The following is a 25,117-nucleotide window of genomic DNA, read 5'->3' on the forward strand; positions in this document are numbered from 1 at the left end:
CGCGATCGACGAACGAACCACGCGGCATCAGGGTTATGGCATGTCGCAATCACGCCGAGCCATGGTCGAGTGCATCTTCGGCTGGGGCAAGCAGCACGGGACAATGCGCAAGACCAAACATCGCGGCTGAGGGGCGGGGCAAACAGGAAATGCGATTCGTGTGGTCGGCACTCCAGGGACGCGTGAGCAATCGGCTGGCCCGGCACTTCCGCGCCGCGCCGCACCGGCTGCCCGCGCATGCGCCCATGGTGAGCTTCACCTTCGACGATGCCCCCGATAGCGCCGCAGGCGAGGGCGCCGAGCTTCTGGAGCAGCATGGCGGCCGCGGTACGTTCTATCTCGCCGGCAGCCTGGTCGATCGTCCCTCGGACCACTGGCACGGCCTGTCAAACGACGCCATCGTGCGGCTTCACCGGGCCGGCCACGAGATCGCCTGCCATACCTTCTCGCACCAGAGTGCGGTCAATCTCGACGAGGCCGCCATGGCCCGCGAGATCGAGCGAAACCGCAGCCATTTTCGCGGTATCGATTCCTCCATCACGCTGGAAAATTTCGCTTACCCCTATGGTATGGCGTCGGTGTGGCGCAAGCCGCAGCTCGCCAGGACCTTCCGCTCGGCGCGCGGCATCCTTCCCGGCGTCAATCGCGACGTCATCGATCTCCAGTTCCTGCGGGCCTCGCCCTTGGTCGATTGCGAGATCAATGCGGCGGGTGTCGATCGCTATTTCGACGATGCGGTCGAGAGCGGCGGATGGCTGATCTTCTACGGTCATGACGTCGCCAACGCGCCGAGCCCGTATGGCTGCACGCCGCACCTGATGCGCCATGCGCTGCGGGCAGCCGGCAAGCGCGACATGCCGATCGTGACGGTCGCGGAAGCGCTGCGAAGGATCGGGGCGTAAGAGAGTTTTCTTCTTTCCTTCGCCCTTTGTGGGCCTGTTACGCAACAGGCGCAAAGGGAGAGGGGGAAGACAGCGTCCTGCCGCGCAAACAGTCTTGCCACGCCCGCGCGGTCATGCGACTGGCCTTGTGACGAATCTCACGGCCTCACCCCGACACGCCCATGTCCTCTCCTTCCAGCGCTCCGCTGCCTGCGCCGGCCAACGGCCGCAATGCGCTGTCGGTGCTGCATTCGGTGTTCGGCCTGCCCGGGTTCCGCGGCGCGCAGGGCGAGATCATCCGGCACGTCACGGACGGCGGCAATTGCCTGGTGCTGATGCCGACCGGCGGCGGCAAGTCGCTGTGTTATCAATTGCCGGCGCTGCTGCGTGAAGGCTGCGGTATCGTGGTGTCGCCCTTGATTGCGCTGATGCGCGACCAGGTCGCCGCCATGCTCGAGGCCGGGGTCAACGCCGCCGCGCTGAACTCGTCGCTGACCCCGCAGGAAGCCTCCGACATCGAGCGGCGGCTGATCGCGGGCGATCTCGACCTGCTCTATGTCGCGCCGGAGCGGCTGGTGACGCCGCGCTGCCTGTCGCTGCTGGCGCGGGCGAAGGTGGCGCTGTTCGCGATCGACGAGGCGCATTGCGTCTCGCAATGGGGCCATGACTTTCGCCCCGAATATGTCGGTCTTTCGATCATTGCCGAGCGTTTTCCCGACGTGCCGCGCATCGCGCTGACCGCGACCGCCGACGAATTGACGCGCAAGGAGATCGTCGAGCGGCTTCAGCTTGCAGACAGTCCGCACTTCGTCTCCAGCTTCGATCGTCCCAACATCCGTTACGAGATCGTCGACAAGCGCAACGCGGTGTCGCAGCTCAAGGAGTTCATCCGGGAGCGTCACGCGGGAGACGCGGGCGTCGTCTACTGCCTGTCCCGCAAACGGGTCGAGGAGGTCGCCGCTGCGCTCGAGGACGCCGGCATTGCGGCGCTGCCCTATCACGCCGGGCTCGACAGCAGCGTGCGCTCGCGCAACCAGGACCGCTTCCTCAACGAGGACGGCATCGTCATCGTCGCGACCGTCGCCTTCGGCATGGGCATCGACAAGCCCGACGTGCGCTTCGTCGCCCATCTCGATCTGCCCAAGAGCATCGAGTCCTATTACCAGGAGACGGGGCGCGCCGGCCGTGACGGCAAGCCGTCGGCGGCCTGGATGGCCTACGGTCTCTCCGACATCGTGCAGCAGCGCCGCATGATCGACGAGTCGAGCGGCTCCGACGACTTCAAGCGGGTCTCGATCGGCAAGCTCGATGCGCTCGTTGGTCTTGCCGAAACGCCGCACTGCCGGCGCCGGCGGCTGCTCGCCTATTTCGGCGAGATCGTGATGGACGAGGGCTGCGGCAATTGCGACAATTGCCTGACGCCGCCGAAAATGAGCGACGGCAAGGTGCTGGCGCAAAAGCTCCTGTCCTGCGTCTATCGCACCGGCCAGCGTTTTGGCGCGATGCACCTCATCGACGTGCTGATCGGACGCCTGACCGAGAAGGTGACGCAGTTCGGCCACGACAAGCTCACGGTGTTCGGCATCGGACGCGAGCTCAACGAGAAGCAGTGGCGCACGGTGCTGCGGCAGCTCGTGGCGATGGGACATTTGTGGAGCGACAGCGAAGCGTTTGGCGCGCTGAAGCTGGCGGATTCGTCGCGCGGCGTGCTGCGCGGTGAAACGGAAGTGTGGCTGCGCGAGGAAGCGCCCGGCACCCGCATCCGTTCGAGCCGCGCCAAATCCCGCCGCGGCGATCTGGCGCCGGCGGCCGACGCGCCGCAGGGCGATGTCGATCCTGAATTGCGCGCGCGGTTGCGAGCGTGGCGCTCGGACATTGCCCGCGAGCGCGGCGTGCCGGCCTACGTCGTGCTGCACGACGCCACCATCGACGGCATCGTTCGCGCATGGCCGACCACGCTGGACGAGCTGCGCAACGTGCCCGGCATCGGCGACAAGAAGCTCGAGCATTATGGCGACGAGCTGCTGCAGATTGTCAGGACGCGTTAGGCGCCCTGACCCGTAGCCGAAGGCTCATCTCATCTGGTGCGCCGCAGGTTACCCATTCCGGAACGCGTACCCATAGCCGTTCAGCGCCGGCGCGCCGCCGAGATGGGCGTAGAGGATCTTCGCGCCCTTCTCGAAGTAGCCCTTCTGCGTAAGGTCGATCAGGCCCTGCATCGACTTGCCCTCGTAGACGGGATCGGTGATCATGGCTTCGAGACGCGCGGTGAGGCGGATCGCCTCCTTGGTCTCTTCCGACGGCACGCCATAGGCGGGATAAGCGTAATCCTCGATCAGCACGACGTCGTCTGCGACGAGATCCTTGCCGAGCTCGACGAGCTTGGCCGTGTTCTGCGCGATCGAGAGCACCTGCGCCTTGGTCTGCGCCGGGGTGAAGGACGCGTCGATGCCGATCACTTTTCGCGCGCGGCCATCGGCGGCGAAGCCGACCAGCATGCCGGCATGGGTCGAGCCGGTGACGGTGCAGACCACGATGTAGTCGAACTTGAAGCCGAGCTCGGCTTCCTGCTTGCGCACTTCTTCGGCGAAGCCGACATAGCCGAGGCCGCCAAACTTGTGCACGGAGGCGCCGGCTGGAATCGCATAGGGCTTGCCGCCCGCCGCCTTCACCTCGTCGATGGCCTCCTCCCAGCTCTTGCGGATGCCGATGTCGAAGCCGTCGTCGACCAGGCGTACATCCGCGCCCATGATGCGTGACAGCATGATGTTCCCGACGCGGTCATAGACGGCGTCCTCGTGCGGCACCCAGGCTTCCTGCACCAGGCGGCACTTCATGCCGATCTTGGCGGCGACCGCCGCGACCATGCGGGTGTGGTTCGACTGCACGCCGCCGATCGAGACCAGCGTGTCGGCGTTGGAGGCGATCGCGTCGGGGATGATGTATTCGAGCTTGCGCAGCTTGTTGCCGCCATAGGCAAGGCCGGAATTGCAGTCCTCGCGCTTGGCATAGACCTCGACGTTGCCGCCGAGGTGCTTCGACAGCCGCTCCAGCTTCTCGATGGGGGTCGGACCAAAGGTCAGCGGATAGCGCGCGAATTTTTCGAGCATCGTCAGGTCATCCCGATTGGCGTTGATGTCTGCGAAAAGGCTAGCATCGCGCTGCAAAAAGGTGCTTTCGAATCTTGCGCTCATATTGCACGTTCTCTTGCGCAATTGGCGGGAAAGACTACTGTTTCTTTCGAAAAAGATACTCACAACGGAAGCTTCTTCCATGGCCGCTCGTCTCGATCGCATCGACCTTAAGATGTTGCGATTGCTGCAGAATAATGGCCGCCTCAGCAACGCGGATCTGGCCGAAACCGTCGCCATCAGCCCCGCCACCTGCCATCGCCGCACCCAGCGCCTGTTCGAGCACGGCTTCATCGCCGGCGTCCGCGCCATGGTCGCGCCGAAGAAGGTGGCCAAGGGCACCCTGGTGATGGTCGGCGTCGTGCTCGACCGCTCGACGCCGGAGAGCTTTGCCATCTTCGAGCAGGCCATCGCAAAACTGAAATTCGTGCTCGACTGCCACCTCGTTGCCGGCGACTTCGACTATTTCCTCAAGATCCGCGTCGGCGACATGGAGGATTTCAACCGTATCCATGGCGAGCAGTTGATCGCGCTGCCCGGGGTGCGCCAGACCCGCACCTTCTTCGTGATGAAGGAGGTCGTCGACAACGCGCCGCTGGAGTTTTGAGCGGAGCGGACACCGCCGCCCGTGGTAGTTAGATCTACGCTTTCCAGGAATCGCCTGATCATGCCGATGCCGCCATCTCCCTTCCGCCACCACGATCCTGCCGGACCGGCCTACCGGCGCGGATGGGTCGACGAAGCCGTGGCCGCGATCGAAGCCGACCAGTGCCGCACGGCCGACACGCATCTGATCCGGCTGATCGTGCCGGCGCTGGCCGGCATCGACATCTATCTGAAGGACGAATCCACGCATCCGACCGGCAGCCTGAAGCATCGGCTGGCGCGCTCGCTGTTCCTCTACGCGCTCTGCAACGGACATATCCGTGAAGGCACGCCGGTGGTCGAGGCTTCGTCGGGATCGACCGCGGTGTCGGAAGCCTATTTCGCGCAGATGATCGGCGTGCCCTTCTACGCGGTGATGCCGCGCACGACGTCGGCGGAGAAGATCGCCGCCATCGAGCATTACGGCGGCAACTGCCATCTGATCGACGATGGCCGCGCGCTCTATGCGGAGGCCGGCGCGCTCGCCACCCGGCTCAACGGCCACTACATGGACCAGTTCACCTTCGCCGAGCGCGCCACCGACTGGCGCGGCAACAACAACATCGCCGAATCGATCTTCACGCAGTTGAAGGGCGAGCCGCACCCGCTGCCGGACTGGATCGTGATGGGCGCGGGCACCGGTGGCACCTCGGCGACAATCGGCCGCTATCTGCGCTATCGCCAGCATCCGTCCAGGCTGTGCGTCGCCGATGTCGAGCATTCCGCCTTCTTCGATTGCTTCCGCTCGCAGGACCGCTCTCGGACTTGCGAAAAACCTTCGCTGATCGAGGGCGTCGGCCGGCCGCGCTGCGAACCCTCATTCGTGCCGGGCGTGGTCGACCGCATGATGAAGATCCCGGATGCGGCGTCGCTCGCCGCCATGAACGTGTTGTCGCGCCGGCTGCGCCGCGCCGTCGGCGGTTCCACGGGCACCAATTTCCTGGCGCTGTGCCGGCTCGCCGCGGACATGCGACAGGCGAACCAGACGGGATCGCTGGTGACGCTGATCTGCGATTCCGGCGAGCGTTACCGGCAGACCTACTACGAGCCCGAATGGCTGAAAGCGCGCGGCCTCGATCCGGCGCCGTTCGAGGCCGCCTTGTCGTCGTTCCTCGATACAGCGCAGCCACTGGCGCTTGAGTTCGAAGACGTAACGAATCCGCAGAACTTACGAAATCCCGAGGCCTTATAGCTGGCGCCTCCCTGCCATTTGCAAAATTGCACGGCCGTCACGGCAACTTCACTTGCCTTGCGCCGTCACGCGGGCGAGCCTTGCGCCTCTCAACGAGGAGACTTGCCGTGCGCCTTCCCATTCTCGATCCGAAAGACCTCACTGCCGAACAGAAGCCGCTTTATGAGGACATGCGAGCGGGTATCACGGACCACTTCAAGGGTTTCATCAATATGCGCGCCGATGGCGCGCTGCTCGGGCCGTGGAATCCATGGATCCGTGAGCCGCGCTTCGGCAAGCCGGTGTGGGAGCTGGTCATGGCGATCGCGTCGAACCCGCTGCTGCCGGCGCCGGTGCGCGAGGTCGCGATCCTCGTCACCGGTTCGCATTTCCGCTCCGGCTACGAGCTCTACGCCCATGTGCTGGTCGCCGAGCAGCGCGGCTTGTCGGACGAGAAGCTCGCGACCATCGTCGCCGGACAGCGGCCGGTCGACCTGACCAAGCAGGAGGCGGTCGCCTATGACATGGCGTCCGCGCTGGTGAGCGGCGGCGTGCTGCCGGAGCTGACCTATCGGGCCGCAGTGAAGGAATTCGGCGAACACGGCGCGGCCGAGCTGTCCTATCTCGTCGGCGTCTATTGCATGGTGTCGGTCACGCTGAACACGTTCGACGTGCCGGTGCCGGAGTAAGCGGCGCGGCCGAAGAATGGGCCTCTAGTTGCGCACTGCGTACAGCGGCGTCCGCAATGTCAGCTGGTAGGACGGTTTCGGCATCCAGGCGATCTCTGCGGTGATGCCGAACAGGCGGTTGTCGTTGTCGTCCATGCGGTCGAGATCGAGGCGCAGGATCGGCTGGGTGAAGGGCTCCGCCAGCGTCCTGCCTGCGAGCTGCGCGCCGCCGAACGATTGTACGCCGAGGCGGCCGGTGAATTTCCAGTTGCTCGGCCATTGGTAGTAGCCGCCCGCATAGAGGATCGTGTTCGGCCGGATGCGGACGACCGGGCTGGCGACGTCGGTGTAGGTGTATTGCACGCCGGCAAGCCATCCGCGCGTCTCGTCCTTGTCGAGCGCGTAGTCGAACTCCAGGATGTTCTTGAACGACGTTGTCATGCCCTGCTCGTTGGGTACCGATTGCGTCAAGGTGGATTGCAGCGTGATCGTCGGGATTGTTCCGCCGTTCTGCTGGTAGAGGTCGGCCTGCACGCCGATGTTCCAGCTGGTGACGTCGAACGACGACCAGCCGCCGCCGATGTCGATCGTCGAGCCCGAGATGCCACCGTAGAGCGAGACACGATCGCTGACGTCGACGGTCAGCGGCAGATCGACGGCGATCGATTTCGCGGCCGGCAGGCCGTTCGGCAAGGTCGCGCCCTGGCGCGCTGCCAGCGCTTCGAACGCGGCCGACAACGATGTGTTGCCGAAGCCGAGCCCGAGCGTGCCCGCGGGGATCGTCGCATAGATCGTGCGGAGATCGAGATAGACGTTGGGCACAGACGGTTTTGCCGGTGCGTCGTCGTCGGAGGCGAAGGCGGCACCGGCGGACATCGTCAGACAAAGCAGCCCCGGTGCGACAGCGCGCAAAGCCAGGCGATGCAATTGGCTGTGCTGGGGCACGTGGCAATCCGATTTGATGGCGGAACCGTCGTTAGATGGAACGTGATCGCTCGTGTGGTCAAGCGCTATTCGTAAGCGATGGACTGCACGGATGTGCACGGCTACCCTGCCGTGATCGCACTGACACACTCGCCGGCCAGAGTGCAGGCCGGACAATGGAAGGACAACCGCCATGAACACGTCACGCCGCATCCTGCTCACTGCTCTGGCAGGGCTCGCTGTTGCTCCGACTGCCGTGGCCGCCGCCGTTACGTCGCCCGTGCCTGACGACGTGACCGTGGCCGAAGAGCGCTTCGCGCGCGTGATTGCCGCCGCGCATGCGCCCGATGTCACGTGTGCGCGGCAAGCTGAACGCTACGCGGACGCGCACTGGCCGGAATACGTTGTGGCGGCCAAGGCGGTGCTCGACGCGCGCGTGTGATTCGCGACCTCACTTCCCCACCGCCCGCCGCACCTGCTCACCGATCTGCGACAGCACGAGCTGCGCCTGCGGCAAAATTGCGCCCAAGGCGTGGAAATTGTGAACCATGCCGTCGTGGCAGACGTGCTCGACGGCGACGCCAGCGGCGAGCAGCTTGCGCGCATAGGCATTGCCCTCGTCGCGCATCGGGTCGAACTCGGCGGTGTGGATGATCGCGGCCGGCAGGCCTGCAAGCCGTGTCGCGCGCAATGGCGAGATGCGGGGATCGGCGGCATCTAAGCCCTCGGGCAGATAGTCGACGAGATCGGCTTCGATCGTGACGCGGTCGATCAGATGGCCCTCGGCGAACGCCTCACGCGAAGGTGAGGCCTCCTCGAAATCCAGCACCGGGCAGATCAGGCATTGCGCGACGATGCTGAGGCCTGCGGTCTGCGCCGCCTCCTGGCACACGATCGCAGCGAGCGTTGCACCCGCGGAATCGCCGCCGAGCACCAGACGCTCGGCGTCGATGCCGAGCGATGAGGCCTCGCGCGCCACCCATTCGGCGGCGGCGATCGCATCGTCCACGGCGGCGGGGAATTTGTGCTCGGGCGCCAGCCGGTAATCAACCGAGACGAGACGGCAGCCGGTCGCATGTGCCAGCGCCGCCGCGATGCGGTCATGCGTGGCAATGCTGCCGGCAACGAGCCCGCCGCCATGAAAGAACACGAAGCCGGGCGCGCGATCATCGGCGCTTGCGGGTGAATAAAGCCGATAGGGCAGCGCGCCGCCGGGACCGGGCAGCGCGCCGTCGGACGTCGTCACGTCAGGCGCATCGGTGCGCGCGAACTGCATCAGCTTTTCCAATGATTGCCGCCGTGCCTCCACGCTCGGCCGGCTCCGTACCTGCGGCGCAGCCGCGGCCATCATGGTCAACAAACGCTTTGCGAGCGGATCGAGCGGCATGGTGCTTCCTTTTCCCTTGTGGGAGGGTAACTCACCATTTTCCCGCAGGGAATCATTTAGAAATTGCGCCCAATAGTGGCGCTATAATGCGCCACCACGCCAAGGGGAGGCCGGTTATGGCCGAGATCAAGAAGCCCATCGAATATTCGCCGAGCTGGACCTTCTTCGAGGGCAAATGGCATGACGGCAATGTGCCGATCATGGGCCCGCGAACGCATGCGGCCTGGCTCGGCTCGGTCGTGTTCGACGGCGCGCGCGCGTTCGAAGGCGTCGCGCCCGATCTCGACCGTCACGTCGCCCGCGCCAATCAATCCGCGATCAACTTTGGCCTGAAGCCGGTGGTCGATACCGGCACCTGGCTGACACTCGCAAACCAGGGCATCGCGCGCTTCGCGGCGAATGCCGAGCTCTACGTCCGTCCGATGTACTGGGCGCAGAACGGCTCGGGCGGCGGCGTGCTGTTCGATCCCGAGACCACCGATTGGTGCCTGTGCATCTACGAGGCGCCGATGCCAAAACCCGTCGGCAACGCCATCACGCTGTCGCCGTTCCGCAGGCCCACCGCCGAATGCGCTCCGGTCGAGGCCAAGGCTGCCTGTCTCTATCCGAACAATTCGCGCGCGCTTGCTGAGGCCGCGTCGCGCGGCTTTCAGAACGCGCTGATGCTCGACATGCTCGGCAATGTCGCGGAGTTCGGCAATTCCAACGTGTTCATGGCCAAGGACGGCGTGGTCTACACGCCGGTACCGAACGGCACCTTCCTCAACGGCATCACCCGCCAGCGCGTCATCAGCCTGCTTCGTGGCGACGGCGTCACCGTGGTTGAGAAGACGCTGCGCTATGCCGACTTCCTCGCCGCCGACGAGATTTTTTCGTCCGGCAATTTCGCAAAAGTCGCGCCGGTGATCCGGATCGACGATCGCGAGCTGAAGCCGGGCCCGCTCTACACTCGCGCGCGCAAGCTCTATTGGGACTTTGCCCATGCGGTGAAGCTGGCGGCGTAGCTGGAAGCTCCACGAACAAGCTTGGGCACGAACGTGCCGATCTCACCGCTGTCATCGCCCGGAAGGCGGGCGATCCAGTACTCCGAGGCGGTCACGGTTGAGTCGATAGGCCGCAGCGTACCGGATGCCCGCCTGCCGCCTTCGCTAAAGCTTCGGCGCCCCTGGACCTTAACCCCGGCGAAGCCTTGGGTAGCCGGGTCGCGAGGCATGACACCTGTTCTTAGCGGCTCTTCCGAAACCGGCTGAACTGAAACGCCTGCGTCGAATTCCACGGCGTGTGATGCGTCTCGTTGCGCGTTTCGACCAGCTCGAACGCCGGCCCGAGCTCCGCAGCAAGGCTCGCGCTGTCATGACGCTGCACCGGCAAGCCGCTGCACTTCTCCGGGCCGCCGAGCGCAAACGTCGCAATGATGACGTGGCCGCTGGGCGCAACCGCCGACCGCAGGCGCTCGATGTAAGCGGTCCTGTCGCGGGAATCGGTCAGGAAGTGAAACGCCGCCCGATCGTGCCATAGTTCGTATGTCTTTGCCGGGCGCCATGTGGTGGCGTCGGCGACGATCCAGTCGACCATTGAAGCGGCTGCGCCGATTCGCTTCTTGGCCGCCTCAAGCGCATTGGCAGAGATGTCCAGCACGGTGACGTCGCGATATCCATCCAGCAGGAGAGCATCGACCAGCCGCGATGCGCCGCCCCCGATGTCGAGGATGGCGGCCTCGCGGTCCGGATTGGCCGCTCTGATCATCGCGAGCGAGGTCGCCGGATTGTTCTGAAACCAGCTGACCTCGGCTTCGCCCTTGGTGGCGTAGACATTGTCCCAATGGGTGCTTCGGTCGGACATGGTGCGTCCTCCGGCTTGCCGGGGAGCCGGCGCATAGGAGCGACCTACTCGTCCTTCTTCGACATCCGCTCGAGGCGTTCCTGCATGTCCTTCATCTGCTGGCGCAGATCGTCGATATTGCTGTCCTTCGGCGTTTCCGCGGTCGCATCGGGCCCCGGCTCCGCGGAGCCCGCAGGGCGGCCCGCGGTGGGGGCGAAGGGCTTGAACATCGAGAAGGTCTGCTGAAACAACTCCATGTTGCGGCGGACCTGTTCTTCTAGCGGGGCAAACGGGGTTCCGGAGAGCGAGGTGGCGATCTGCTTGCGGAACTTTTCCTGCTCCTGGGTCAGCGACGCGATGGCCTGCTCCAGATATTTCGGCACCACCATCTGCATGCTGTCGCCGTAGAAGCGGATCAGCTGGCGCAGGAAGGTGGTCGGCAACAAGTTCTGGCCGGCCTTGTTCTCCTGCTCGAAGATGATCTGGGCGAGCACGGAGCGGGTGATGTCGTCGCCGGTCTTGGCGTCGTAGACCAGGAAATCTTCGCCATCCTTGACCATGGCAGCGAGGTCTTCCAGCGTCACGTAAGTGCTCGTTCCGGTGTTATAGAGCCGGCGGTTCGCGTATTTCTTGATGGTGGTGGGTTGGTCTGATTTCGCCATGGGCTCTCACTTGCAAGCGCGGAGAACGGGAACCTGTCGGCCAATGCCGCAGGGCGGGAAGAGTACGCAACGCAACAAAATAAGCATTTTCAACGGGGTCACGCTACCGTTTTGTGCGCGACGGTTAATCGGGCGGCAAAAACCTGCTTGCGAAAACGCCAAGAACGCTATTTTGAATGCGCTGCGGCATGAATTCGGTCGCCGGCCGATTGACATGCCTCAACGACGTTAACAGGATGCCGTTCGAGACTGGCGAGCCGTTTCCCCAGCCCCGTCTGCCCCCATTCAACCCCAGGAGATGCCCATGTCAGACGATGTCGTCATCGTCAGCGCCGCCCGCACCCCGGTCGGAAGCTTCAACGGAGCGTTCGCAACCCTTCCCGCCCATGATCTCGGCGCCATCGCCATCAAGGCCGCGCTGGAGCGCGGTGGCATCGAGCCCGGCCGGGTCTCCGAAGTCATCATGGGCCAGATCCTGACCGCCGCCCAAGGCCAGAACCCCGCCCGCCAGGCCTCAATCAATGCCGGTATTCCGGTCGAGAGCCCGGCCTGGGGTGTCAATCAGCTCTGCGGTTCGGGCCTGCGCACCGTTGCGCTCGGCTATCAGGCGCTGCTCAACGGCGATTCCGAGATCGTGGTCGCCGGCGGCCAGGAATCCATGAGCATGGCTCCGCACGCCCAGTATCTGCGCGGCGGCGTCAAGATGGGCGCAGTCGAATTCATCGACACCATGATCAAGGACGGCCTGTGGGACGCCTTCAACGGCTATCACATGGGCAACACCGCCGAGAACGTCGCGCGGCAGTGGCAGATCACGCGCGCCCAGCAGGACGAGTTCGCTGTCGCCTCGCAGCAGAAGGCCGAGGCGGCGCAGAAGGCCGGTAAATTCAACGACGAAATCGTTCCCGTCACCATCAAGGGACGCAAGGGCGACGTCGTCGTCAGCGCCGACGAATATCCGCGCCATGGCGCAACCGTCGACGCGATGGCGAAGCTCCGTCCCGCTTTCGAGAAGGATGGCACCGTCACCGCGGGTTCGGCCTCCGGCATCAATGACGGCGCTGCCGCCGTGGTGCTAATGACCGCCAAGCAGGCCGCCAAGGAAGGCAAGAAGCCGCTCGCGCGCATCGTGTCCTGGGCGCAGGCGGGCGTCGATCCGAAGATCATGGGCTCGGGCCCGATCCCGGCCTCGCGCGCCGCGCTGAAGAAGGCCGGCTGGAATGTCGGCGATCTCGACCTGATCGAGGCCAACGAAGCCTTCGCGGCGCAGGCCTGTGCCGTCAACAAGGACCTCGGCTGGGATACCTCCAAGGTCAACGTTAACGGCGGCGCGATCGCGATCGGCCATCCGGTCGGCGCCTCCGGCGCGCGCGTGCTGGTGACGCTGCTGCACGAGATGCAGAAGCGCGATTCGAAGAAGGGCCTCGCCACGCTGTGCATCGGCGGCGGCATGGGTATCGCGATGTGTCTGGCGCGCGACTGAAGATAGCTTACGCGTGCGCTGCACACGCCATTGAGTGCGTTGCACGCGATTAAAAAGGCAGCGGTTGCAAATCAAATATTCTTCGCAACCGTACAAGCCTCGACTAAAGAGAAACGCCCGGCTCAACGCCGGGCGTTTTGTTCTTGATGTCCGTCAAACCTGCCGCATAATCCACCGCTAAAAGCCATCACTTCAGAAACGTCCGAAGAGTCCAAGGGAAGGGAAATACGATATGGCACGTGTTGCATTGGTGACGGGTGGTACGCGGGGCATCGGAGCTGCGATCAGCAAGGCGCTGAAGGCGGCCGGCTACAAGGTCGCGGCGAGCTATGCCGGCAATGACGCCGCGGCGGAAAAATTCAAGGCCGAAACCGGCATCGCCGTCTACAAATGGGACGTTGCCTCGTTCGACGCCTGCGCGGAAGGCGTGAAGAAGGTCGAAGCCGATCTCGGTCCCGTCGACGTGCTGGTCAACAATGCCGGCATCACCCGCGACACCGCCTTCCACAAGATGACGCTCGATCAGTGGAACGCCGTGATCAACACCAACCTCGGCTCGCTGTTCAACATGACGCGCCAGGTGATCGAAGGCATGCGTGCCCGCAAGTTCGGCCGCGTCATCTCGATCTCGTCGATCAACGGCCAGAAGGGGCAGTTCGGCCAGGTCAACTATTCCGCCGCAAAGGCCGGCGACATCGGCTTCACCAAGGCGCTTGCGATCGAGAACGCCAAGGGCGGCATCACCGTCAACGCGATCGCGCCTGGCTACATCAACACCGAAATGGTGCAGGCCGTGCCCAAGGACGTGCTGGAGAAGAACGTGATCCCGCAGATCCCGGTGAATCGCCTTGGTGAGCCCGAGGAGATCGCACGCGCCGTGGTGTTCCTCGCCGCTGACGAGGCCGGCTTCATCACCGGCTCGACGCTGACCATCAACGGCGGCCAATACCACGCCTGATCGTGCCGCCAAGCATGTAGCTTCGGGCGCGACAAGACGATAATGAAGACGCCATGCCCGGCCTCGTGCCGGGCATCCGTGTCCTCAGAGCCCTCGATTGATGACTCCCCGCACTGCGACGCTGATCGGATTGACCGCGATCCTGATGTGGTCGCTGCTGTCAGTGATGACAGTGGCGACCGGAAAGATCCCGGCGTTCCAGCTGGCCGCGATGACGTTCGCGATCGGCGGTCTGGTCGGCCTGCTCACCTGGATCGGCCGCGGCGATGCGGCCAAAAGCCTGCGCCAACCGCTGGCCGTGTGGACCGTCGGTGTCGGCGGACTGTTCGGCTATCACGCGCTGTATTTCCTCGCGCTGCGCTTCGCGCCGCCGGCTGAAGCCGGCTTGCTGAATTATCTGTGGCCGCTCCTGATCGTGCTGTTCTCGTCGTTCCTGCCGGGCGAGCGGCTTGCCGTGCATCACATCGTCGGCGCCGTGCTCGGCCTCGTCGGCACCGTCCTGCTGTTCGCCGGAAGCACCTCCGGCTTCACGCAGGGGCAATTGCCGGGATTGGCCGCGGCCTTCATCGCGGCCTTCGTGTGGGCGACCTATTCGGTGCTGTCGCGGCGATTGAAGGCGGTGCCGACCGATGCGGTCGCGGGATTCTGCCTCGCCACCGCGGTGCTTGCCGCGCTGATGCACGGTCTGCTTGAAACCACCGTATGGCCGGACACGACGCTGCAATGGCTCTCCGTGATCGCGCTCGGCATCGGCCCCGTCGGTGCTGCGTTCTACGCCTGGGACATCGGCATGAAGCGTGGCGATATCCGCGTGCTCGGGGCCGCCTCGTACGCGACGCCGTTGCTCTCGACCGGCTTCCTCATCGCCGCCGGTTTTGCAAAAGCCAGCGCCAACATCGCCATCGCCGCGATCCTGATCGCCGGCGGCGGCCTGATCGCGGCAAAGGACATGGTGCTGCGGAAGCGATGATTCGCTCTCTCGCCATACCTCTGATGCTGATCGTGGAGTTCGCTGTTTCGTGCGCCATGGCGCAAGTCAGCGCAAAACCTGAAACATTCACTGGCTTTCATCGGAATGAGGGCGTGAATGGCCGCCCCGAGACGGTGACGATAACCGATGGAAAATCCTTCATCCGACTGACAGAAGAATATCGGGCCGGTGGTTATCGGCCGGCCTGCGAAACGCTTCCAACGAGGATTGTTCGCCGGGTGCCCCTGCGGAAGCTCGCTCCAGCCGATCAGGATTGACCCGGGGCTCTAAAGCGCCGGCTGCCAGCCCGGCGGCCGATACATCGCTTCCGGAATCTGCCCGAGCTCGGAACGCTGCAAACGCTGCGGCGTCAGGCCATAGAACTCCTGGAAGCTGAGGATCAGCGGCCGCCATTTGTCGGGATCGATGCGATTGTTCGCGCCGTCCATCATGATGTCGGGATGCGCATGCACGCGGATGATGCGGACCTCGATCGCAGCGAGATTGCCGCGCCAGACCGCGTCGTCCTGCGCCATCTCGTGCACGTGCGCGACCTTGGCTTCCATTTGGACGGGGCATTCGGCAACGCGCGGAGCGTCAACCGTCTCGGACGGAAGTGCCGTGAAGCCGCTCAAGCCGAACTTGTCTTTCTCGTGCCGATAGCCGCGATAGAGTTTGCCGGGCGGCACGGGATCCGAGCCCGTGGTGCGCGCGAGGCGGTCGACGGTGGCGACGAGATCGGCGGACGGCAGATTGAGCACGCATTCGCCCGTGCGAATCATGTTCTCGGTGGTCTTGGAATTCCGTGCCAGTCCCAGCATGCAGCGCCACCCGACCCACCACGCCGACGACATCGGCGCGAGATTGGAAGTGCCGTCTTCATTGGTCGAGCCGATGAGGACGACAGGCGTGCCGAAATACAAAATGGCCGGGTCGATCTGGACGGCGGCGGGGCCGAGTGTTCCGTGCATCGTGCGCTCCTGTTCACTGGAAGCGCTGTCCTAAGGCGTGACGCGGACCGAACCCACCCGATTCCAGATTGAGATTCAGGGCTCCCAGCCCTTCGGCGCGAGCTCGAACTTTGCGAACTCGAATGCGGGCGCCACGGAGCAGCCGAGCAGCGTCCACTCGCCGGTGGTTTCCGCCATCTGCCAGGCATTTGCCGGCACGATCGCCTGCGGCCGTTCGCCGCTCACGAGGTCCGTGCCGAGGCGCACTTCATGCTGGGAGCAGCCCTCATGGGCGATACGCAGCATCAGCGGGCTGCCGGCGTAATAGTGCCAGACCTCGACCGCATCGATGCGATGCCAGTGCGAGCGCTCACCGCGCGCGAGCAGGAAGTAGATCAGGGTCGAACGCGAACGACCATTGGCGTCCGTGGTCTGGTCGCGAAACGTCTCGCGGTAATGCCCGCCCTCGGGATGCGGGCGGAGTTCGAGGCGCGCGATGATCTCGGCTGCGGTCGGCATCGATTCCCGTCAGGATTTGTGCGTCAGGATTTGTTCTTCAGGACTTGTTCTTGCGCTCGCGCAGCTCGCCGAACACCGCGGCGGCATCCGCGCCCTTCATGTGCAGCCTCGCTGCGACCGACGGTTCATCGGCGCGCAGGAACACGTTTGCTCGCTTCTCGTCACCAAGCAGTGAGGGAATGGTCGGCTTGCTCTCGGCCCGCAGCTTCGCCACCTCCGCCGCGCGCGCCTGCAGCGCCGCATTGTCGGGGTCGACGGTCAGCGCGAACTTGACGTTGGACGCCGTGTATTCATGGCCGCAATAGAGCTTGAAGTCGTCGGGCAGGGCACGCAGCTTCAAAAGCGAATCCCACATCATCGGATAGGTACCCTCGAACACGCGGCCGCAGCCGATCGAAAACAGCGTGTCGGCGGCGAACAGCGTCTTTTCTGTGTCGAACACGTAGGAGATGTGGTCGAGCGTGTGGCCGGGCGTCTCCAATACGCGTCCCAGCAAGCTGCCGACCTTGACGATTTCGGCATTGGCGACGCGCAGGTCGACGTCTGCGATCTTCGTGGTCTTGTCATGCGGCGCGACGACGCGGCAATTGTACTTCTGCTTGAGCTCGGCGACCCCGCCGACATGATCGCCATGATGATGGGTGATCAGGATGTCGGTGAGCTGCCAGCCCTCGCGCTCGAGCGCCTTCAGGATAGGGCCGGCCTCCGGCGCGTCGATCGACGCCGTCGCCTTGGTTTCCACATCGTGGATCAGATAACCGAAATTGTCGTTTAAACAGGTGAAAGTACGAATTTCGGCGGCCATGTCATCTCCATCGCGCTCAGCTCCTCCAGACAAATATGGCGTTAACGTTGCGCAGGCAATGCAATATTCCGCGCGCGGGGGCCGCCTCGTGCATGTTACATTGCCGTCATGACCATTGATGTCGTCGACCTCCGCGAGTTCTACTCCCGCCGCCTCGGGATTGTGGCGCGGCAAATGATCAATCGCGGCATCAGGGAGCGCTGGCCGCGTGTCGAGGGCCAGCGTGTGCTCGGCTTCGGCTATCCCACGCCCTATCTCGGGCTGTTCCGCGAGGATGCGGAGCGCTGTATCGCCTTCATGCCGTCGGCGCAGGGCGTCCTGAAATGGCCGACGGGACGGCCGGCGCTCGCCTCGCTGGTGGATGAATTCTCGCTGCCGCTTCCCGACGCCGCGGTCGATCGCATCCTGCTGATCCACGCACTGGAAATGTCGGACGATCCGGCCGCTCTGTTGCGCGAGGTGTGGCGCGTGCTGTCGCCGTCCGGCCGCGTGATTGCGGTCATCCCGAACCGGCGCGGGGTGTGGACCCGCACCGACAGCACGCCTTTCGGTCACGGCCGGCCCTATTCGCGCTCGCAGATCACCGACCTGTTGCGCCAGACCTGGTTCACCCCGACCGCATGGGGCGAGGCGCTGTTCATGCCGCCCTATGCCGGTGGCTGGGTGCTGAAATCGGCACAGATGTGGGAGCGCGCCGGCGCGGCGCTGTCGCTGCCCTTCGCCGGCGTGCACATCGTCGAGGCGACCAAGCAAGTCTACCGCGCGATCCCCGCCAAGCGCGAGCGGGCGCGGCTGATTCCCTCGCTGGCGAAGCCGGTGCTGGTTCCGTCCTCGACGTCGGTGACGCGCAGCTAAAACAAATCGTCCCGGCGAGGCCGGGACGATTCAGGTCAGGGTATCTGGCGCAGGATATCTTGGTGCAGGATATCTTGGTGCAAGGGTTGCGGCTTACTCGCCAGGGGCCACTTCGTCGCTCGAGGCCGCCGGAGCGGCTTCGCGCTCGGGGCGCGGGCCATTCGGCCGGCGGCGCCGCCGCGGAAAGCGTTCGCCGCCACCACCGCCCTCGAAGCCGGCCTGGCCACTCGCGGCACCACTCACTTGCGGCTGCGGGCCGGTGATGAAGGAGGGCAGACGATCGACGTTGCCGGCGTCGGCGACGGGCTGCGGTTGGTTCTGCGGTTGCGGTTGCGGCTGCGGCTGATATTGCGGCTGCGGACGATGGTCGCGTTCGCGATGCTCGCGCGGCTGCTGGTTGTCGCGCTGATAAGGCTGGTTGTCGCGCGGCTGATGATCGCGCTGGCCATCGCGGTCGCGCACGAAGTTCTGCTGCGGCGGCTGCGGGACGAAACCCGGCTCCTGGCCGAAATTCGAGAAATTCTCGCCGTCGTCTTCGCTGTCGTCACCGCTGCTGTTGCTGATGGACTCGTCGCCGCGCGGCTGCTGGTTCTGGCGGAACTGTTCCTGAGCCGTCGCGATCAGGCGAAAATAATGCTCGGCGTGCTGGTAGTAGTTCTCGGCCGCAACGGGGTCTCCGGAGGAGCGCGCGTCGCGCGCGAGCTGGAGATACTTTTCAGCAATATGCGAAGCCGTGCCGCGGATCTTGATGTCGGGTCCGTTGGACTCGTAGACCCGGGTCATCGGGTTCTGGCCGCGCCGGTTATTGTTGTTGTTATTGTTATTATTATTGTTGCGGTTGCGCATCCGCTGCTTGTTCTGACCGTTTCTCATGTCCTGCCTTTAATTCCAGCCCTAAAGGTTGCACGCTTTACTGATTGCTGAGAGTGACCTGATGACAGCGGTTCACATCGCTTGCGCGCACCGCACGCAAGAGCAGATTGATCCCTGCCGATGTTCGTCGACCGTCGCGTTCAACAAAGACGCGTTCCCCACCCGCCAGCATCCATTGCCAGCGAACCCATTCATATCGCCTGCCGAAACAAGCCCAGCTTTGTTGCGTAAGTCTTCAAGCGCAATATCAGGCTTTCGTTCACGTTGCGGTCGGTAAGCAGCGCAGCTCAAATCGCCATCGCGCTCAACAGGACCTGCGGTTTGGAACCTTTATCAGTAAGCTCTCGCCGAGAGCCCGGCTTTCGCCCGTAGGTCTACGGGGCCGGCACCGATCTGTTGATAGGAAGGTAGTCGTTCCCAAGGGATATTCCAAGAGGTTTTTTGCAGCCCAATCCGGCTTTTATGCGGGCATTTTTCGGGCCGAAACCGCCCGCGGGATACCCGCCAGATCGGCCTTGGGCGGCCTGTCCACGACTAACGCGGCAGCCGTCATCAAGGTTTCAATATTCCGGGCCTGGCCCCGTCCGGCCTCGACGATCAGCGCCCCGCCGGGGGCGAGACGATCAGTCGCCTGCGGGATCAGGGCGCGATAGGCGTCGTAACCGTCATTGCCGCCGTCGAGCGCCAGATGCGGATCGTGCTCGCGCACCTCGATGCTCAGTTTCGGAATTTCGGCCGAGGGAATATAGGGGGGGTTCGAGACGATGAGATCGAACGGGCCGCGGAGCGCCGCTGCGTAGGAGCAGGCGACGAAGCTGGCGCGGCCTCCCAGGCCCAAAGCTGCGGCGTTGTCTCTGGCGGTCTTGAGCGCGGTCAGACTGAGATCGGTGCCGACGCCGAAGGCGCCGGGAATTTCGTGCAGCAGCGCGAGCAGGATAGCGCCGGATCCGGTGCCGATATCGGCGATGCGCGGTGGATGAGACGTTTTCCGTTCGCGAAAGATCTCGAGTGCGAGCTCAATCACCGTTTCGGTATCGGGTCGCGGCACCAGCGTCGCTTCCGACAGACGAAACGGCAGGCCCCAGAATTCACGCGTGCCGAGAATGCGGGCGACCGGCTCGCCGGCGATGCGGCGCAGGGCATACTGCGCGAGCCGCGCCGCCTCGGCTTCCGTGAGCAGGCTGGCGGCCCGTGCAATGAGGCCTGTGAGATCGAGACCGAGTGCCGCGCCGAGCAGGATACGTGCGTCGAGCTCGGCTTCGTCGAGCTGCGCCGATCTCAGTTGCGCGGCCAGCGCGCGCCGCGCACTCTCGACGGATAGTCCGGTGAAGGGATTGCTCACGCGCCGGTCACGCAGCCGCGCCTTGGGCGGCAAGCTGCGCGGCCTGGTGCTCGGTCGTCAGCGCATCGATCAGCTCGCCGATCGCTTCGCCCGCGATCACCTGCGGCAGCTTGTAGAGCGTCAAATTGATGCGGTGGTCGGTGACGCGCCCTTGCGGGAAATTATAGGTGCGGATGCGCTCGCTACGGTCGCCGGAGCCGACCTTCTCCTTGCGTTCGGCCGAGCGTGCGGCATCGACGCGTTGCTGCTCGGCGTCGTAGATGCGCGAGCGCAGGATGTTCATGGCGGAAGCGCGATTCTTGTGCTGCGAGCGGCTGTCCTGCATCATTACCACGATGCCGGTCGGGATGTGGGTGATGCGGATCGCCGATTCGGTCTTGTTGACGTGCTGGCCGCCGGCGCCTCCCGCGCGCATGGTCTCGATACGCAAATCATCGTTCCTGATATCGACGTCGACCTCCTCGACCTCGGGCATCACGGCGACGGTTGCGGCGGATGTGTGGATGCGCCCCTGCGTCTCGGTGTCTGGCACGCGCTGCACCCGGTGCACGCCGGACTCGAACTTCAGCTTCGAGAACGCGCCGCGGCCCTGCACCTCTGCGATGATCTCCTTGTAGCCGCCGGCGGTGCCTTCGCTCGCCGAGATCACCTCGACCTTCCAGCCCTGAAGGCTGGCGAACCGCTCATACATCCGGAACAAATCGCCGGCGAACAGCGAGGCCTCGTCGCCGCCGGTGCCGGCGCGGATTTCAAGCACCACGTTGCGGTCGTCCATGGCGTCCTTGGGCAGCAGAGCGAGGCGGATTTTCTGGACCAGTTCCTCGATCTTTGGCGTCAGCTCGCCGCGCTCGGCTTCCGCCATGCCACGCATCTCGGCATCGGTCGCGGGATCGGCGATCAGTGCCTCGGTGTCGGCAAGCTCCTTGACGGCCGAACGATAGGCCTTGACCGCTTCGATCAGTGGTGTGAGCTCGGCGAGCTCACGCGTGATCTGCACATAGCGTTCGGAGGCGAGCTGACCGAGCGATTCGGCCTCGAGCGAGGCGTGATGCGCAAGCAGGACGTCCAGTTTGGCTTCGGGGAGTGACGACATCGGTTCAGTCTCAAAATGCGGAAAAGGGCGAGGCGGCAGGAAGGGGCGACAGGCCCGCTACAACGCCAGGCCTTCGGCCTCGGCAAATTCCGTCAGCTTCTGCCGGATCGAGACGCTCCCGGCGGGCGCGTCCAGCAAGGGGCCGAGCATCGCTTCGGCCTTCTTTGCGTCGAGATCGATCACCATCGCCTTGACCGGGCCAAGTGCGGTGGCCGAAAGCGACAGCGAGCGGTAGCCCATCGCGATCAGCGCCAGCGCACCGATCGGCTTCGACGCCATCTCGCCGCAGAGCGACAGCGATTTCTTCGCGGCTTGCGACTTGCGCGCAATGTCGCGAAGCGCGCGCAGGATCGGCGCCGACATGGTGTCGAAGCGCTCGGAGACTTTTGGGTTGCCGCGGTCGACCGCGAACAGGAACTGGAACAGATCGTTGGAGCCGACCGAGATGAAGTCGACCTTCTTCAGGAGCTCGTCGAGCTGATAGAGCAGCGCCGGCACCTCGACCATGGTGCCGATGTCGATCCGCTCCGGCAGGGTGTGGCCGTGCTGGCGCAGATAGGTCAGCTCGCGCTCGACCAGCGCCTTCGCCGAATCGAATTCGCCGACCTCCGAGATCATCGGGAACATGATGCGCAGTGCGCGGCCGCCGCCGGCGCGCAAGAGCGCGCGGATCTGGCCGCGCAACAGGCCGGGACGGTCGAGCCCGAGCCGGATCGCGCGCCATCCGAGCGCGGGATTCTCCTCGATCACCGCTTCCATATAAGGCAGCGCCTTGTCGCCGCCGATGTCGAGGGTGCGGAAGGTGACGGGCTTCGTGCCGGCGGCATCCAGCACGGTGCGATAGAGCGCGAGCTGGTCGCTGGTGCGCGGCAGGCTCTGGCCCACCATGAATTGCAGCTCGGTGCGGAACAGGCCGATGCCGGCGCTGCCGGTGTCTTCGATGTGCGGCAGGTCGATCGCGAGACCCGCATTGATCATCAGCTCGACCTTCTGGCCGTCCCTGGTGACGCAGGGCAGATCGCGCAGCGCCAGATACTGCGCCTGGCGGCGGGCGCGGAAGCGCACGCGCTCGGCGAAGGCTGCCTCGACCTCCTGCGATGGACGCACATAGATCGTGCCGGAGGTGCCATCGACGATGACGGCGTCGCCCGGATCGGCGATACCAGGTGCGTTCGGCACTTCGCCGACCGCGGGAATGCCGAGCGCGCGCGCCACGATCGAGACGTGGGAATTGGCGGTGCCTTCCTCCAGTATGATGCCGCGCAGGCGCTTGCGGTCGTAGTCGAGCAGCGCCGCCGGGCCCATCGCGCGCGCGATGACGATGGCGTTGTCGGGCAATTGTTCACGTGAAGGCGCGTGATCCTGGCCGACGAGCTGCCGCATCAGGCGATAGCCGAGATCCTCGAGATCATGCAGCCGGTCGCGCAAATAGGGATCGGTCGAGCGCAGCATGCGCGCGCGGGTGTCAGATTGCACGCGCTCGACCGCGGCTTCCGCCGTGAGGCCGGTGGCGACAGCCTCGTGCAGCTTGTGCGACCAGCCCTGGTCGTTGGCGAACATGCGGTAGGCTTCCAGCACTTCGCGATGCTCGCCGCCCTCGGCGACGTCGCCGCGCTCCAGCATCCGGTCGAGGTCGGCGCGCAGCTTGGCGAGCGCGGTGTCGAGCCGCTTGATCTCCTTCGGCAGGTCCTCGGCGATGTAATCCTTGATGACGACGCGTGGCTCGTGCAGCACGACATGGCCGAGCGCGATGCCCTCCGACAGGATGGCGCCGACCTTCTGGGCCGAATGGCGCGCGGCGGGCTCCTGGCCCGGCTGGGCCAGTGCAGACAGCTCGCCGGAGGCGATCAGCTCCGCCAGCACCATCGCGGTGGTCTGGAGCGCCTCGAGCTCCTCCTCGACATAATTGCGCTTGGCACGGTTCTGCACCACCAGCACGCCGAGCGTGTTGCCGGCGCGCAGGATCGGCACGCCGAGGAAGGAGTGGTAGATTTCTTCGCCGGTCTCCGGGCGGAACGAGAAGGCCGGATGGCTCTGTGCGTCGCTCAGATTGAGCGGGGTCGCCTCGCTGGCGACGAGGCCGACCAGGCCCTCATGAGCGGTCAGCACGGTGTGGTGCACCGCCTCGCGGTTGAGGCCTTCGGTGGCATAGAGCTCGAGCGTGTTGTCGATGCGCAGCACATAGACGGAGCACACCTCGGCCACCATGTTGGCGGCGATCAGCACCACGATCTTGTCCAGCCGCTCCTGGGCCGAGACCTGTTCCGCCATGGTTTCGCGGAGCCGTCTCAACAAGACGCGGGGACCTCCCGACGCGCTCCGCATGTGCCGTCAACCTCCTCCGTCTGCCGGGGCCGAAGGGGCCCGCGGCGGTTCGCCCAGAATTCCAGAAAAACAACGAATTTGCTCATCCGGCGCCGGCCCAAGCGAATCGTCAGACCCGTCACCTGAGCCGAATCAGCACCGCCTCAACTGGGGCACAGTTTCTGGCAGCCCACCCTGTTCGCCGTATAGCGAATTGGGGCTTGTTTTGCCAAGCAAAACGCCTGCCAGACGCGAAGGTGTGTACACCTTCGCGTTTGCTGCGACCGCTAAGAGAAAATTAGCCTAAACTTGGTCGAGACCGTAGAGCGTGTGCAGGGTGCGCACCGCAAGCTCGGTATAGGCGGCGTCGATCAGAACCGAGAATTTGATCTCGGAGGTTGTGATGGCCCGGATGTTGATATTCCGTGCGGCGAGGGCCGAGAACGCCTGGGCGGCGACGCCGGCATGGCTGCGCATGCCGCTGCCGATCACCGAGATCTTGGCGACGTCGGTGGCGGTATCGAGCCGGGCATAGCCGATCGTGCCCTTGGCGGCTGTGATCGTGTCCTTGGCCCGGGTATAGTCCGCAGCCGGCACCGTGAAGGTGAGGTCCGTGGTCTTGCCGTCCTCGGAGACGTTCTGCACGATCATGTCGACGTTGATGTTGGCGTCGGCGAGCGGTCCGAAGATCGACGCCGCCACGCCGGGCTTGTCCTCGATCTGGCGCACCGAAATCTGGGCCTCGTCCTTCGAAAAGGCGATGCCGGTGACGACGTGGCTTTCCATGATCTCCTCCTCGCTGCAGATCAGCGTGCCGGGCGGCTGGTTGGCATGCGGGTCGATATCCTCGGGCTTGTCGAAGCTCGAACGGACGAAGATCGGCATGTTGTGGACCATGCCGAGTTCCACCGAGCGGACCTGGAGCACTTTTGCGCCCTGGGACGCCAGCTCCAGCATGTCTTCGAACGCGATCTTGTCGAGCCGGCGCGCCTTCGGCACGATTCGCGGATCGGTGGTGTAGACACCGTCGACGTCGGTGTAGATGTCGCAGCGGTCCGCCTTGACGGCGGCGGCGATCGCCACGGCCGAGGTGTCGGAGCCGCCACGGCCGAGCGTGGTGATGCGATTGGTCTCTGGGGTGATGCCCTGGAAGCCGGCGATAACAGCGACCTCCTTGCGCTCCCTGAAGCGCTTGATGATCTCGCTGCCGTCGATGTCCTCGATCCGGGCCGAGGCATGGGCGTCGCTGGTCTTGATCGGGATCTGCCAGCCCTGCCAGGAGCGGGCCTGGATGCCCATGCCCTGAAGCGCGATGGCGAGCAGGCCGGACGTCACCTGTTCGCCCGAGGCGACCACGGCGTCGTATTCGCGCGCGTCGTGCATGGGCGATGCCTCGGTGCACCAGGCCACCAGCTCGTTGGTTTTGCCGGACATCGCCGAGACGACCACGGCCACTTCATGGCCGGCGTCGACCTCACGCTTCACATGGCGTGCGACGTTGCGGATACGTTCGATGTTGGCGACGGATGTGCCGCCGAATTTCATCACGAGGCGGCTCATGACGACGCGTGCATTCCCTCATAAGGATAAGTATGGTGACCCGCGCTGGACGTGCCCCGCGGATACCGACCGCGCGTATACAGAGGGGCGGGGCCGGGGGCAAGCGGGTTCCTGC

Annotated in this window: 25 protein-coding genes; 12 read left to right on the plus strand and 13 right to left on the minus strand. The window is 64.7% G+C overall.

The genetic code is table 11. The features are described 5' to 3' along the window. The first annotated feature begins 158 nt into the window (after positions 1-158). Together QCM77_RS42525 and recQ are read left to right on the plus strand one after the other, a co-directional pair. The gene (locus tag QCM77_RS42525; RefSeq protein WP_347882438.1) at positions 159-902 is read left to right on the plus strand and encodes a polysaccharide deacetylase family protein; all 744 of its coding nucleotides are present in this window, start codon (positions 159-161) and stop codon (positions 900-902) included. Between the two features lie 161 nt (positions 903-1,063). Continuing rightward, entirely contained in the window at positions 1,064-2,929 is a 1,866-nt protein-coding gene (gene recQ, locus QCM77_RS42530) for a DNA helicase RecQ (protein WP_280096721.1), read from the plus strand. Between the two features lie 48 nt (positions 2,930-2,977). Here recQ and QCM77_RS42535 read toward each other — a convergent pair whose 3' ends face one another. Continuing rightward, positions 2,978-3,991, minus strand: a complete 1,014-nt coding sequence (locus QCM77_RS42535; protein WP_279668442.1) for a 1-aminocyclopropane-1-carboxylate deaminase — start codon at positions 3,989-3,991, stop codon at positions 2,978-2,980. 163 nt (positions 3,992-4,154) lie between these two features. Between QCM77_RS42535 and QCM77_RS42540 the strand changes: the two genes are divergently transcribed. The 3 genes from QCM77_RS42540 (at position 4,155) to QCM77_RS42550 (ending at position 6,517) form a co-directional block, all read left to right on the plus strand. After that, complete coding sequence (locus tag QCM77_RS42540) at positions 4,155-4,619, plus strand: Lrp/AsnC family transcriptional regulator (RefSeq protein WP_280096722.1); 465 nt, start codon at positions 4,155-4,157, stop codon at positions 4,617-4,619. A gap of 66 nt (positions 4,620-4,685) precedes the next feature. Further along, on the plus strand, positions 4,686-5,849 hold the full coding sequence (locus QCM77_RS42545; protein ID WP_280096730.1) for a PLP-dependent cysteine synthase family protein: 1,164 nt from the start codon (positions 4,686-4,688) through the stop codon (positions 5,847-5,849). A 107-nt stretch (positions 5,850-5,956) separates the two neighbouring features. Further along, entirely contained in the window at positions 5,957-6,517 is a 561-nt protein-coding gene (locus QCM77_RS42550) for a carboxymuconolactone decarboxylase family protein (RefSeq protein WP_279692718.1), read from the plus strand. Between the two features lie 24 nt (positions 6,518-6,541). Here QCM77_RS42550 and QCM77_RS42555 read toward each other — a convergent pair whose 3' ends face one another. Continuing rightward, complete coding sequence (locus QCM77_RS42555; RefSeq protein ID WP_280096731.1) at positions 6,542-7,408, minus strand: hypothetical protein; 867 nt, start codon at positions 7,406-7,408, stop codon at positions 6,542-6,544. Between the two features lie 205 nt (positions 7,409-7,613). Here QCM77_RS42555 and QCM77_RS42560 point away from each other — a divergent pair, with 205 nt between their 5' ends. Then, on the plus strand, positions 7,614-7,862 hold the full coding sequence (locus QCM77_RS42560; protein WP_279668437.1) for a hypothetical protein: 249 nt from the start codon (positions 7,614-7,616) through the stop codon (positions 7,860-7,862). Positions 7,863-7,871: 9 nt separating this feature from the next. On the opposite strand, the gene QCM77_RS42565 is transcribed toward QCM77_RS42560, so the two are convergent. After that, a complete protein-coding gene (locus QCM77_RS42565) occupies positions 7,872-8,807 on the minus strand; it encodes an alpha/beta hydrolase (protein ID WP_280096723.1) in 936 nt (311 codons plus the stop codon). Positions 8,808-8,923: 116 nt separating this feature from the next. Here QCM77_RS42565 and QCM77_RS42570 point away from each other — a divergent pair, with 116 nt between their 5' ends. After that, positions 8,924-9,811, plus strand: a complete 888-nt coding sequence (locus tag QCM77_RS42570) for a branched-chain amino acid aminotransferase (protein WP_280096724.1) — start codon at positions 8,924-8,926, stop codon at positions 9,809-9,811. A 220-nt stretch (positions 9,812-10,031) separates the two neighbouring features. On the opposite strand, the gene QCM77_RS42575 is transcribed toward QCM77_RS42570, so the two are convergent. Both QCM77_RS42575 and phaR read right to left on the minus strand, forming a co-directional pair. Next, positions 10,032-10,649, minus strand: coding sequence for a class I SAM-dependent methyltransferase (locus tag QCM77_RS42575; RefSeq protein ID WP_279668434.1), 618 nt, complete (start codon positions 10,647-10,649; stop codon positions 10,032-10,034). A 44-nt stretch (positions 10,650-10,693) separates the two neighbouring features. Further along, positions 10,694-11,290, minus strand: a complete 597-nt coding sequence (gene phaR, locus QCM77_RS42580) for a polyhydroxyalkanoate synthesis repressor PhaR (RefSeq protein WP_279668433.1) — start codon at positions 11,288-11,290, stop codon at positions 10,694-10,696. A 304-nt stretch (positions 11,291-11,594) separates the two neighbouring features. On the opposite strand from phaR, the gene QCM77_RS42585 reads away from it, so the two are divergent. The 4 genes from QCM77_RS42585 to QCM77_RS42600 all read left to right on the plus strand — a co-directional run bounded on the left by QCM77_RS42585 (position 11,595) and on the right by QCM77_RS42600 (position 14,979). Further along, the gene (locus tag QCM77_RS42585) at positions 11,595-12,773 is read left to right on the plus strand and encodes an acetyl-CoA C-acetyltransferase (RefSeq protein ID WP_280096725.1); all 1,179 of its coding nucleotides are present in this window, start codon (positions 11,595-11,597) and stop codon (positions 12,771-12,773) included. A gap of 232 nt (positions 12,774-13,005) precedes the next feature. Then, a complete protein-coding gene (gene phbB, locus QCM77_RS42590) occupies positions 13,006-13,731 on the plus strand; it encodes an acetoacetyl-CoA reductase (protein WP_279668431.1) in 726 nt (241 codons plus the stop codon). A 100-nt stretch (positions 13,732-13,831) separates the two neighbouring features. Continuing rightward, positions 13,832-14,701 (plus strand): aromatic amino acid exporter YddG, encoded by an 870-nt coding sequence (gene yddG, locus QCM77_RS42595; RefSeq protein WP_279668430.1) that lies wholly within the window; start codon positions 13,832-13,834, stop codon positions 14,699-14,701. A gap of 23 nt (positions 14,702-14,724) precedes the next feature. Further along, positions 14,725-14,979, plus strand: coding sequence for a hypothetical protein (locus tag QCM77_RS42600; protein WP_279668429.1), 255 nt, complete (start codon positions 14,725-14,727; stop codon positions 14,977-14,979). 9 nt (positions 14,980-14,988) lie between these two features. Here the strand turns inward: QCM77_RS42600 and QCM77_RS42605 are convergent, their stop codons facing one another. The 3 genes from QCM77_RS42605 to gloB all read right to left on the minus strand — a co-directional run bounded on the left by QCM77_RS42605 (position 14,989) and on the right by gloB (position 16,975). Further along, positions 14,989-15,672 carry a flavin reductase family protein gene (locus QCM77_RS42605; protein ID WP_279664741.1) on the minus strand — a complete coding sequence of 228 codons (684 nt, stop codon included), beginning with the start codon at positions 15,670-15,672 and terminating at the stop codon, positions 14,989-14,991. 75 nt (positions 15,673-15,747) lie between these two features. After that, on the minus strand, positions 15,748-16,170 hold the full coding sequence (locus tag QCM77_RS42610; RefSeq protein ID WP_279664742.1) for a cupin domain-containing protein: 423 nt from the start codon (positions 16,168-16,170) through the stop codon (positions 15,748-15,750). A 37-nt stretch (positions 16,171-16,207) separates the two neighbouring features. Beyond that, the gene (gene gloB / locus QCM77_RS42615) at positions 16,208-16,975 is read right to left on the minus strand and encodes a hydroxyacylglutathione hydrolase (protein WP_280096726.1); all 768 of its coding nucleotides are present in this window, start codon (positions 16,973-16,975) and stop codon (positions 16,208-16,210) included. Positions 16,976-17,083: 108 nt separating this feature from the next. On the opposite strand from gloB, the gene QCM77_RS42620 reads away from it, so the two are divergent. Then, a complete protein-coding gene (locus tag QCM77_RS42620) occupies positions 17,084-17,830 on the plus strand; it encodes a class I SAM-dependent methyltransferase (RefSeq protein WP_280096727.1) in 747 nt (248 codons plus the stop codon). A 93-nt stretch (positions 17,831-17,923) separates the two neighbouring features. On the opposite strand, the gene QCM77_RS42625 is transcribed toward QCM77_RS42620, so the two are convergent. From QCM77_RS42625 to QCM77_RS42645, 5 genes are all read right to left on the minus strand, one after another. Beyond that, on the minus strand, positions 17,924-18,703 hold the full coding sequence (locus QCM77_RS42625; RefSeq protein ID WP_280096728.1) for a DUF4167 domain-containing protein: 780 nt from the start codon (positions 18,701-18,703) through the stop codon (positions 17,924-17,926). Between the two features lie 460 nt (positions 18,704-19,163). Then, positions 19,164-20,045 carry a peptide chain release factor N(5)-glutamine methyltransferase gene (prmC, locus tag QCM77_RS42630; RefSeq protein ID WP_280096729.1) on the minus strand — a complete coding sequence of 294 codons (882 nt, stop codon included), beginning with the start codon at positions 20,043-20,045 and terminating at the stop codon, positions 19,164-19,166. A gap of 7 nt (positions 20,046-20,052) precedes the next feature. Then, entirely contained in the window at positions 20,053-21,138 is a 1,086-nt protein-coding gene (prfA, locus tag QCM77_RS42635; RefSeq protein ID WP_279664750.1) for a peptide chain release factor 1, read from the minus strand. A gap of 57 nt (positions 21,139-21,195) precedes the next feature. Beyond that, complete coding sequence (gene ptsP / locus QCM77_RS42640; RefSeq protein WP_279664752.1) at positions 21,196-23,463, minus strand: phosphoenolpyruvate--protein phosphotransferase; 2,268 nt, start codon at positions 23,461-23,463, stop codon at positions 21,196-21,198. A gap of 282 nt (positions 23,464-23,745) precedes the next feature. Beyond that, positions 23,746-25,002, minus strand: coding sequence for an aspartate kinase (locus tag QCM77_RS42645; protein WP_279664754.1), 1,257 nt, complete (start codon positions 25,000-25,002; stop codon positions 23,746-23,748). Positions 25,003-25,117: the final 115 nt, after the last annotated feature.

Origin of the sequence: Bradyrhizobium nivariense (assembly GCF_029846695.2) — a bacterium.
Lineage (GTDB): Bacteria > Pseudomonadota > Alphaproteobacteria > Rhizobiales > Xanthobacteraceae > Bradyrhizobium.

What these genes read in the sequence shown, in the direction of transcription:
- QCM77_RS42575 (WP_279668434.1), bottom strand. Translation starts at nt 10,649, where the DNA reads ATGTCCGACCGAAGCACCCATTGGGACAATGTCTACGCCACCAAGGGC.
- gloB (WP_280096726.1), bottom strand. Translation starts at nt 16,975, where the DNA reads ATGGCCGCCGAAATTCGTACTTTCACCTGTTTAAACGACAATTTCGGT.
- yddG (WP_279668430.1), top strand. Translation starts at nt 13,832, where the DNA reads ATGACTCCCCGCACTGCGACGCTGATCGGATTGACCGCGATCCTGATG.
- QCM77_RS42560 (WP_279668437.1), top strand. Translation starts at nt 7,614, where the DNA reads ATGAACACGTCACGCCGCATCCTGCTCACTGCTCTGGCAGGGCTCGCT.
- QCM77_RS42625 (WP_280096728.1), bottom strand. Translation starts at nt 18,703, where the DNA reads ATGAGAAACGGTCAGAACAAGCAGCGGATGCGCAACCGCAACAATAAT.
- prfA (WP_279664750.1), bottom strand. Translation starts at nt 21,138, where the DNA reads ATGTCGTCACTCCCCGAAGCCAAACTGGACGTCCTGCTTGCGCATCAC.
- QCM77_RS42545 (WP_280096730.1), top strand. Translation starts at nt 4,686, where the DNA reads ATGCCGCCATCTCCCTTCCGCCACCACGATCCTGCCGGACCGGCCTAC.
- QCM77_RS42535 (WP_279668442.1), bottom strand. Translation starts at nt 3,991, where the DNA reads ATGCTCGAAAAATTCGCGCGCTATCCGCTGACCTTTGGTCCGACCCCC.
- QCM77_RS42620 (WP_280096727.1), top strand. Translation starts at nt 17,084, where the DNA reads ATGACCATTGATGTCGTCGACCTCCGCGAGTTCTACTCCCGCCGCCTC.
- phbB (WP_279668431.1), top strand. Translation starts at nt 13,006, where the DNA reads ATGGCACGTGTTGCATTGGTGACGGGTGGTACGCGGGGCATCGGAGCT.
- QCM77_RS42610 (WP_279664742.1), bottom strand. Translation starts at nt 16,170, where the DNA reads ATGCCGACCGCAGCCGAGATCATCGCGCGCCTCGAACTCCGCCCGCAT.
- QCM77_RS42540 (WP_280096722.1), top strand. Translation starts at nt 4,155, where the DNA reads ATGGCCGCTCGTCTCGATCGCATCGACCTTAAGATGTTGCGATTGCTG.
- ptsP (WP_279664752.1), bottom strand. Translation starts at nt 23,463, where the DNA reads ATGCGGAGCGCGTCGGGAGGTCCCCGCGTCTTGTTGAGACGGCTCCGC.
- phaR (WP_279668433.1), bottom strand. Translation starts at nt 11,290, where the DNA reads ATGGCGAAATCAGACCAACCCACCACCATCAAGAAATACGCGAACCGC.
- QCM77_RS42600 (WP_279668429.1), top strand. Translation starts at nt 14,725, where the DNA reads ATGCTGATCGTGGAGTTCGCTGTTTCGTGCGCCATGGCGCAAGTCAGC.
- QCM77_RS42645 (WP_279664754.1), bottom strand. Translation starts at nt 25,002, where the DNA reads ATGAGCCGCCTCGTGATGAAATTCGGCGGCACATCCGTCGCCAACATC.
- QCM77_RS42570 (WP_280096724.1), top strand. Translation starts at nt 8,924, where the DNA reads ATGGCCGAGATCAAGAAGCCCATCGAATATTCGCCGAGCTGGACCTTC.
- recQ (WP_280096721.1), top strand. Translation starts at nt 1,064, where the DNA reads ATGTCCTCTCCTTCCAGCGCTCCGCTGCCTGCGCCGGCCAACGGCCGC.
- QCM77_RS42565 (WP_280096723.1), bottom strand. Translation starts at nt 8,807, where the DNA reads ATGCCGCTCGATCCGCTCGCAAAGCGTTTGTTGACCATGATGGCCGCG.
- QCM77_RS42585 (WP_280096725.1), top strand. Translation starts at nt 11,595, where the DNA reads ATGTCAGACGATGTCGTCATCGTCAGCGCCGCCCGCACCCCGGTCGGA.
- QCM77_RS42605 (WP_279664741.1), bottom strand. Translation starts at nt 15,672, where the DNA reads ATGCACGGAACACTCGGCCCCGCCGCCGTCCAGATCGACCCGGCCATT.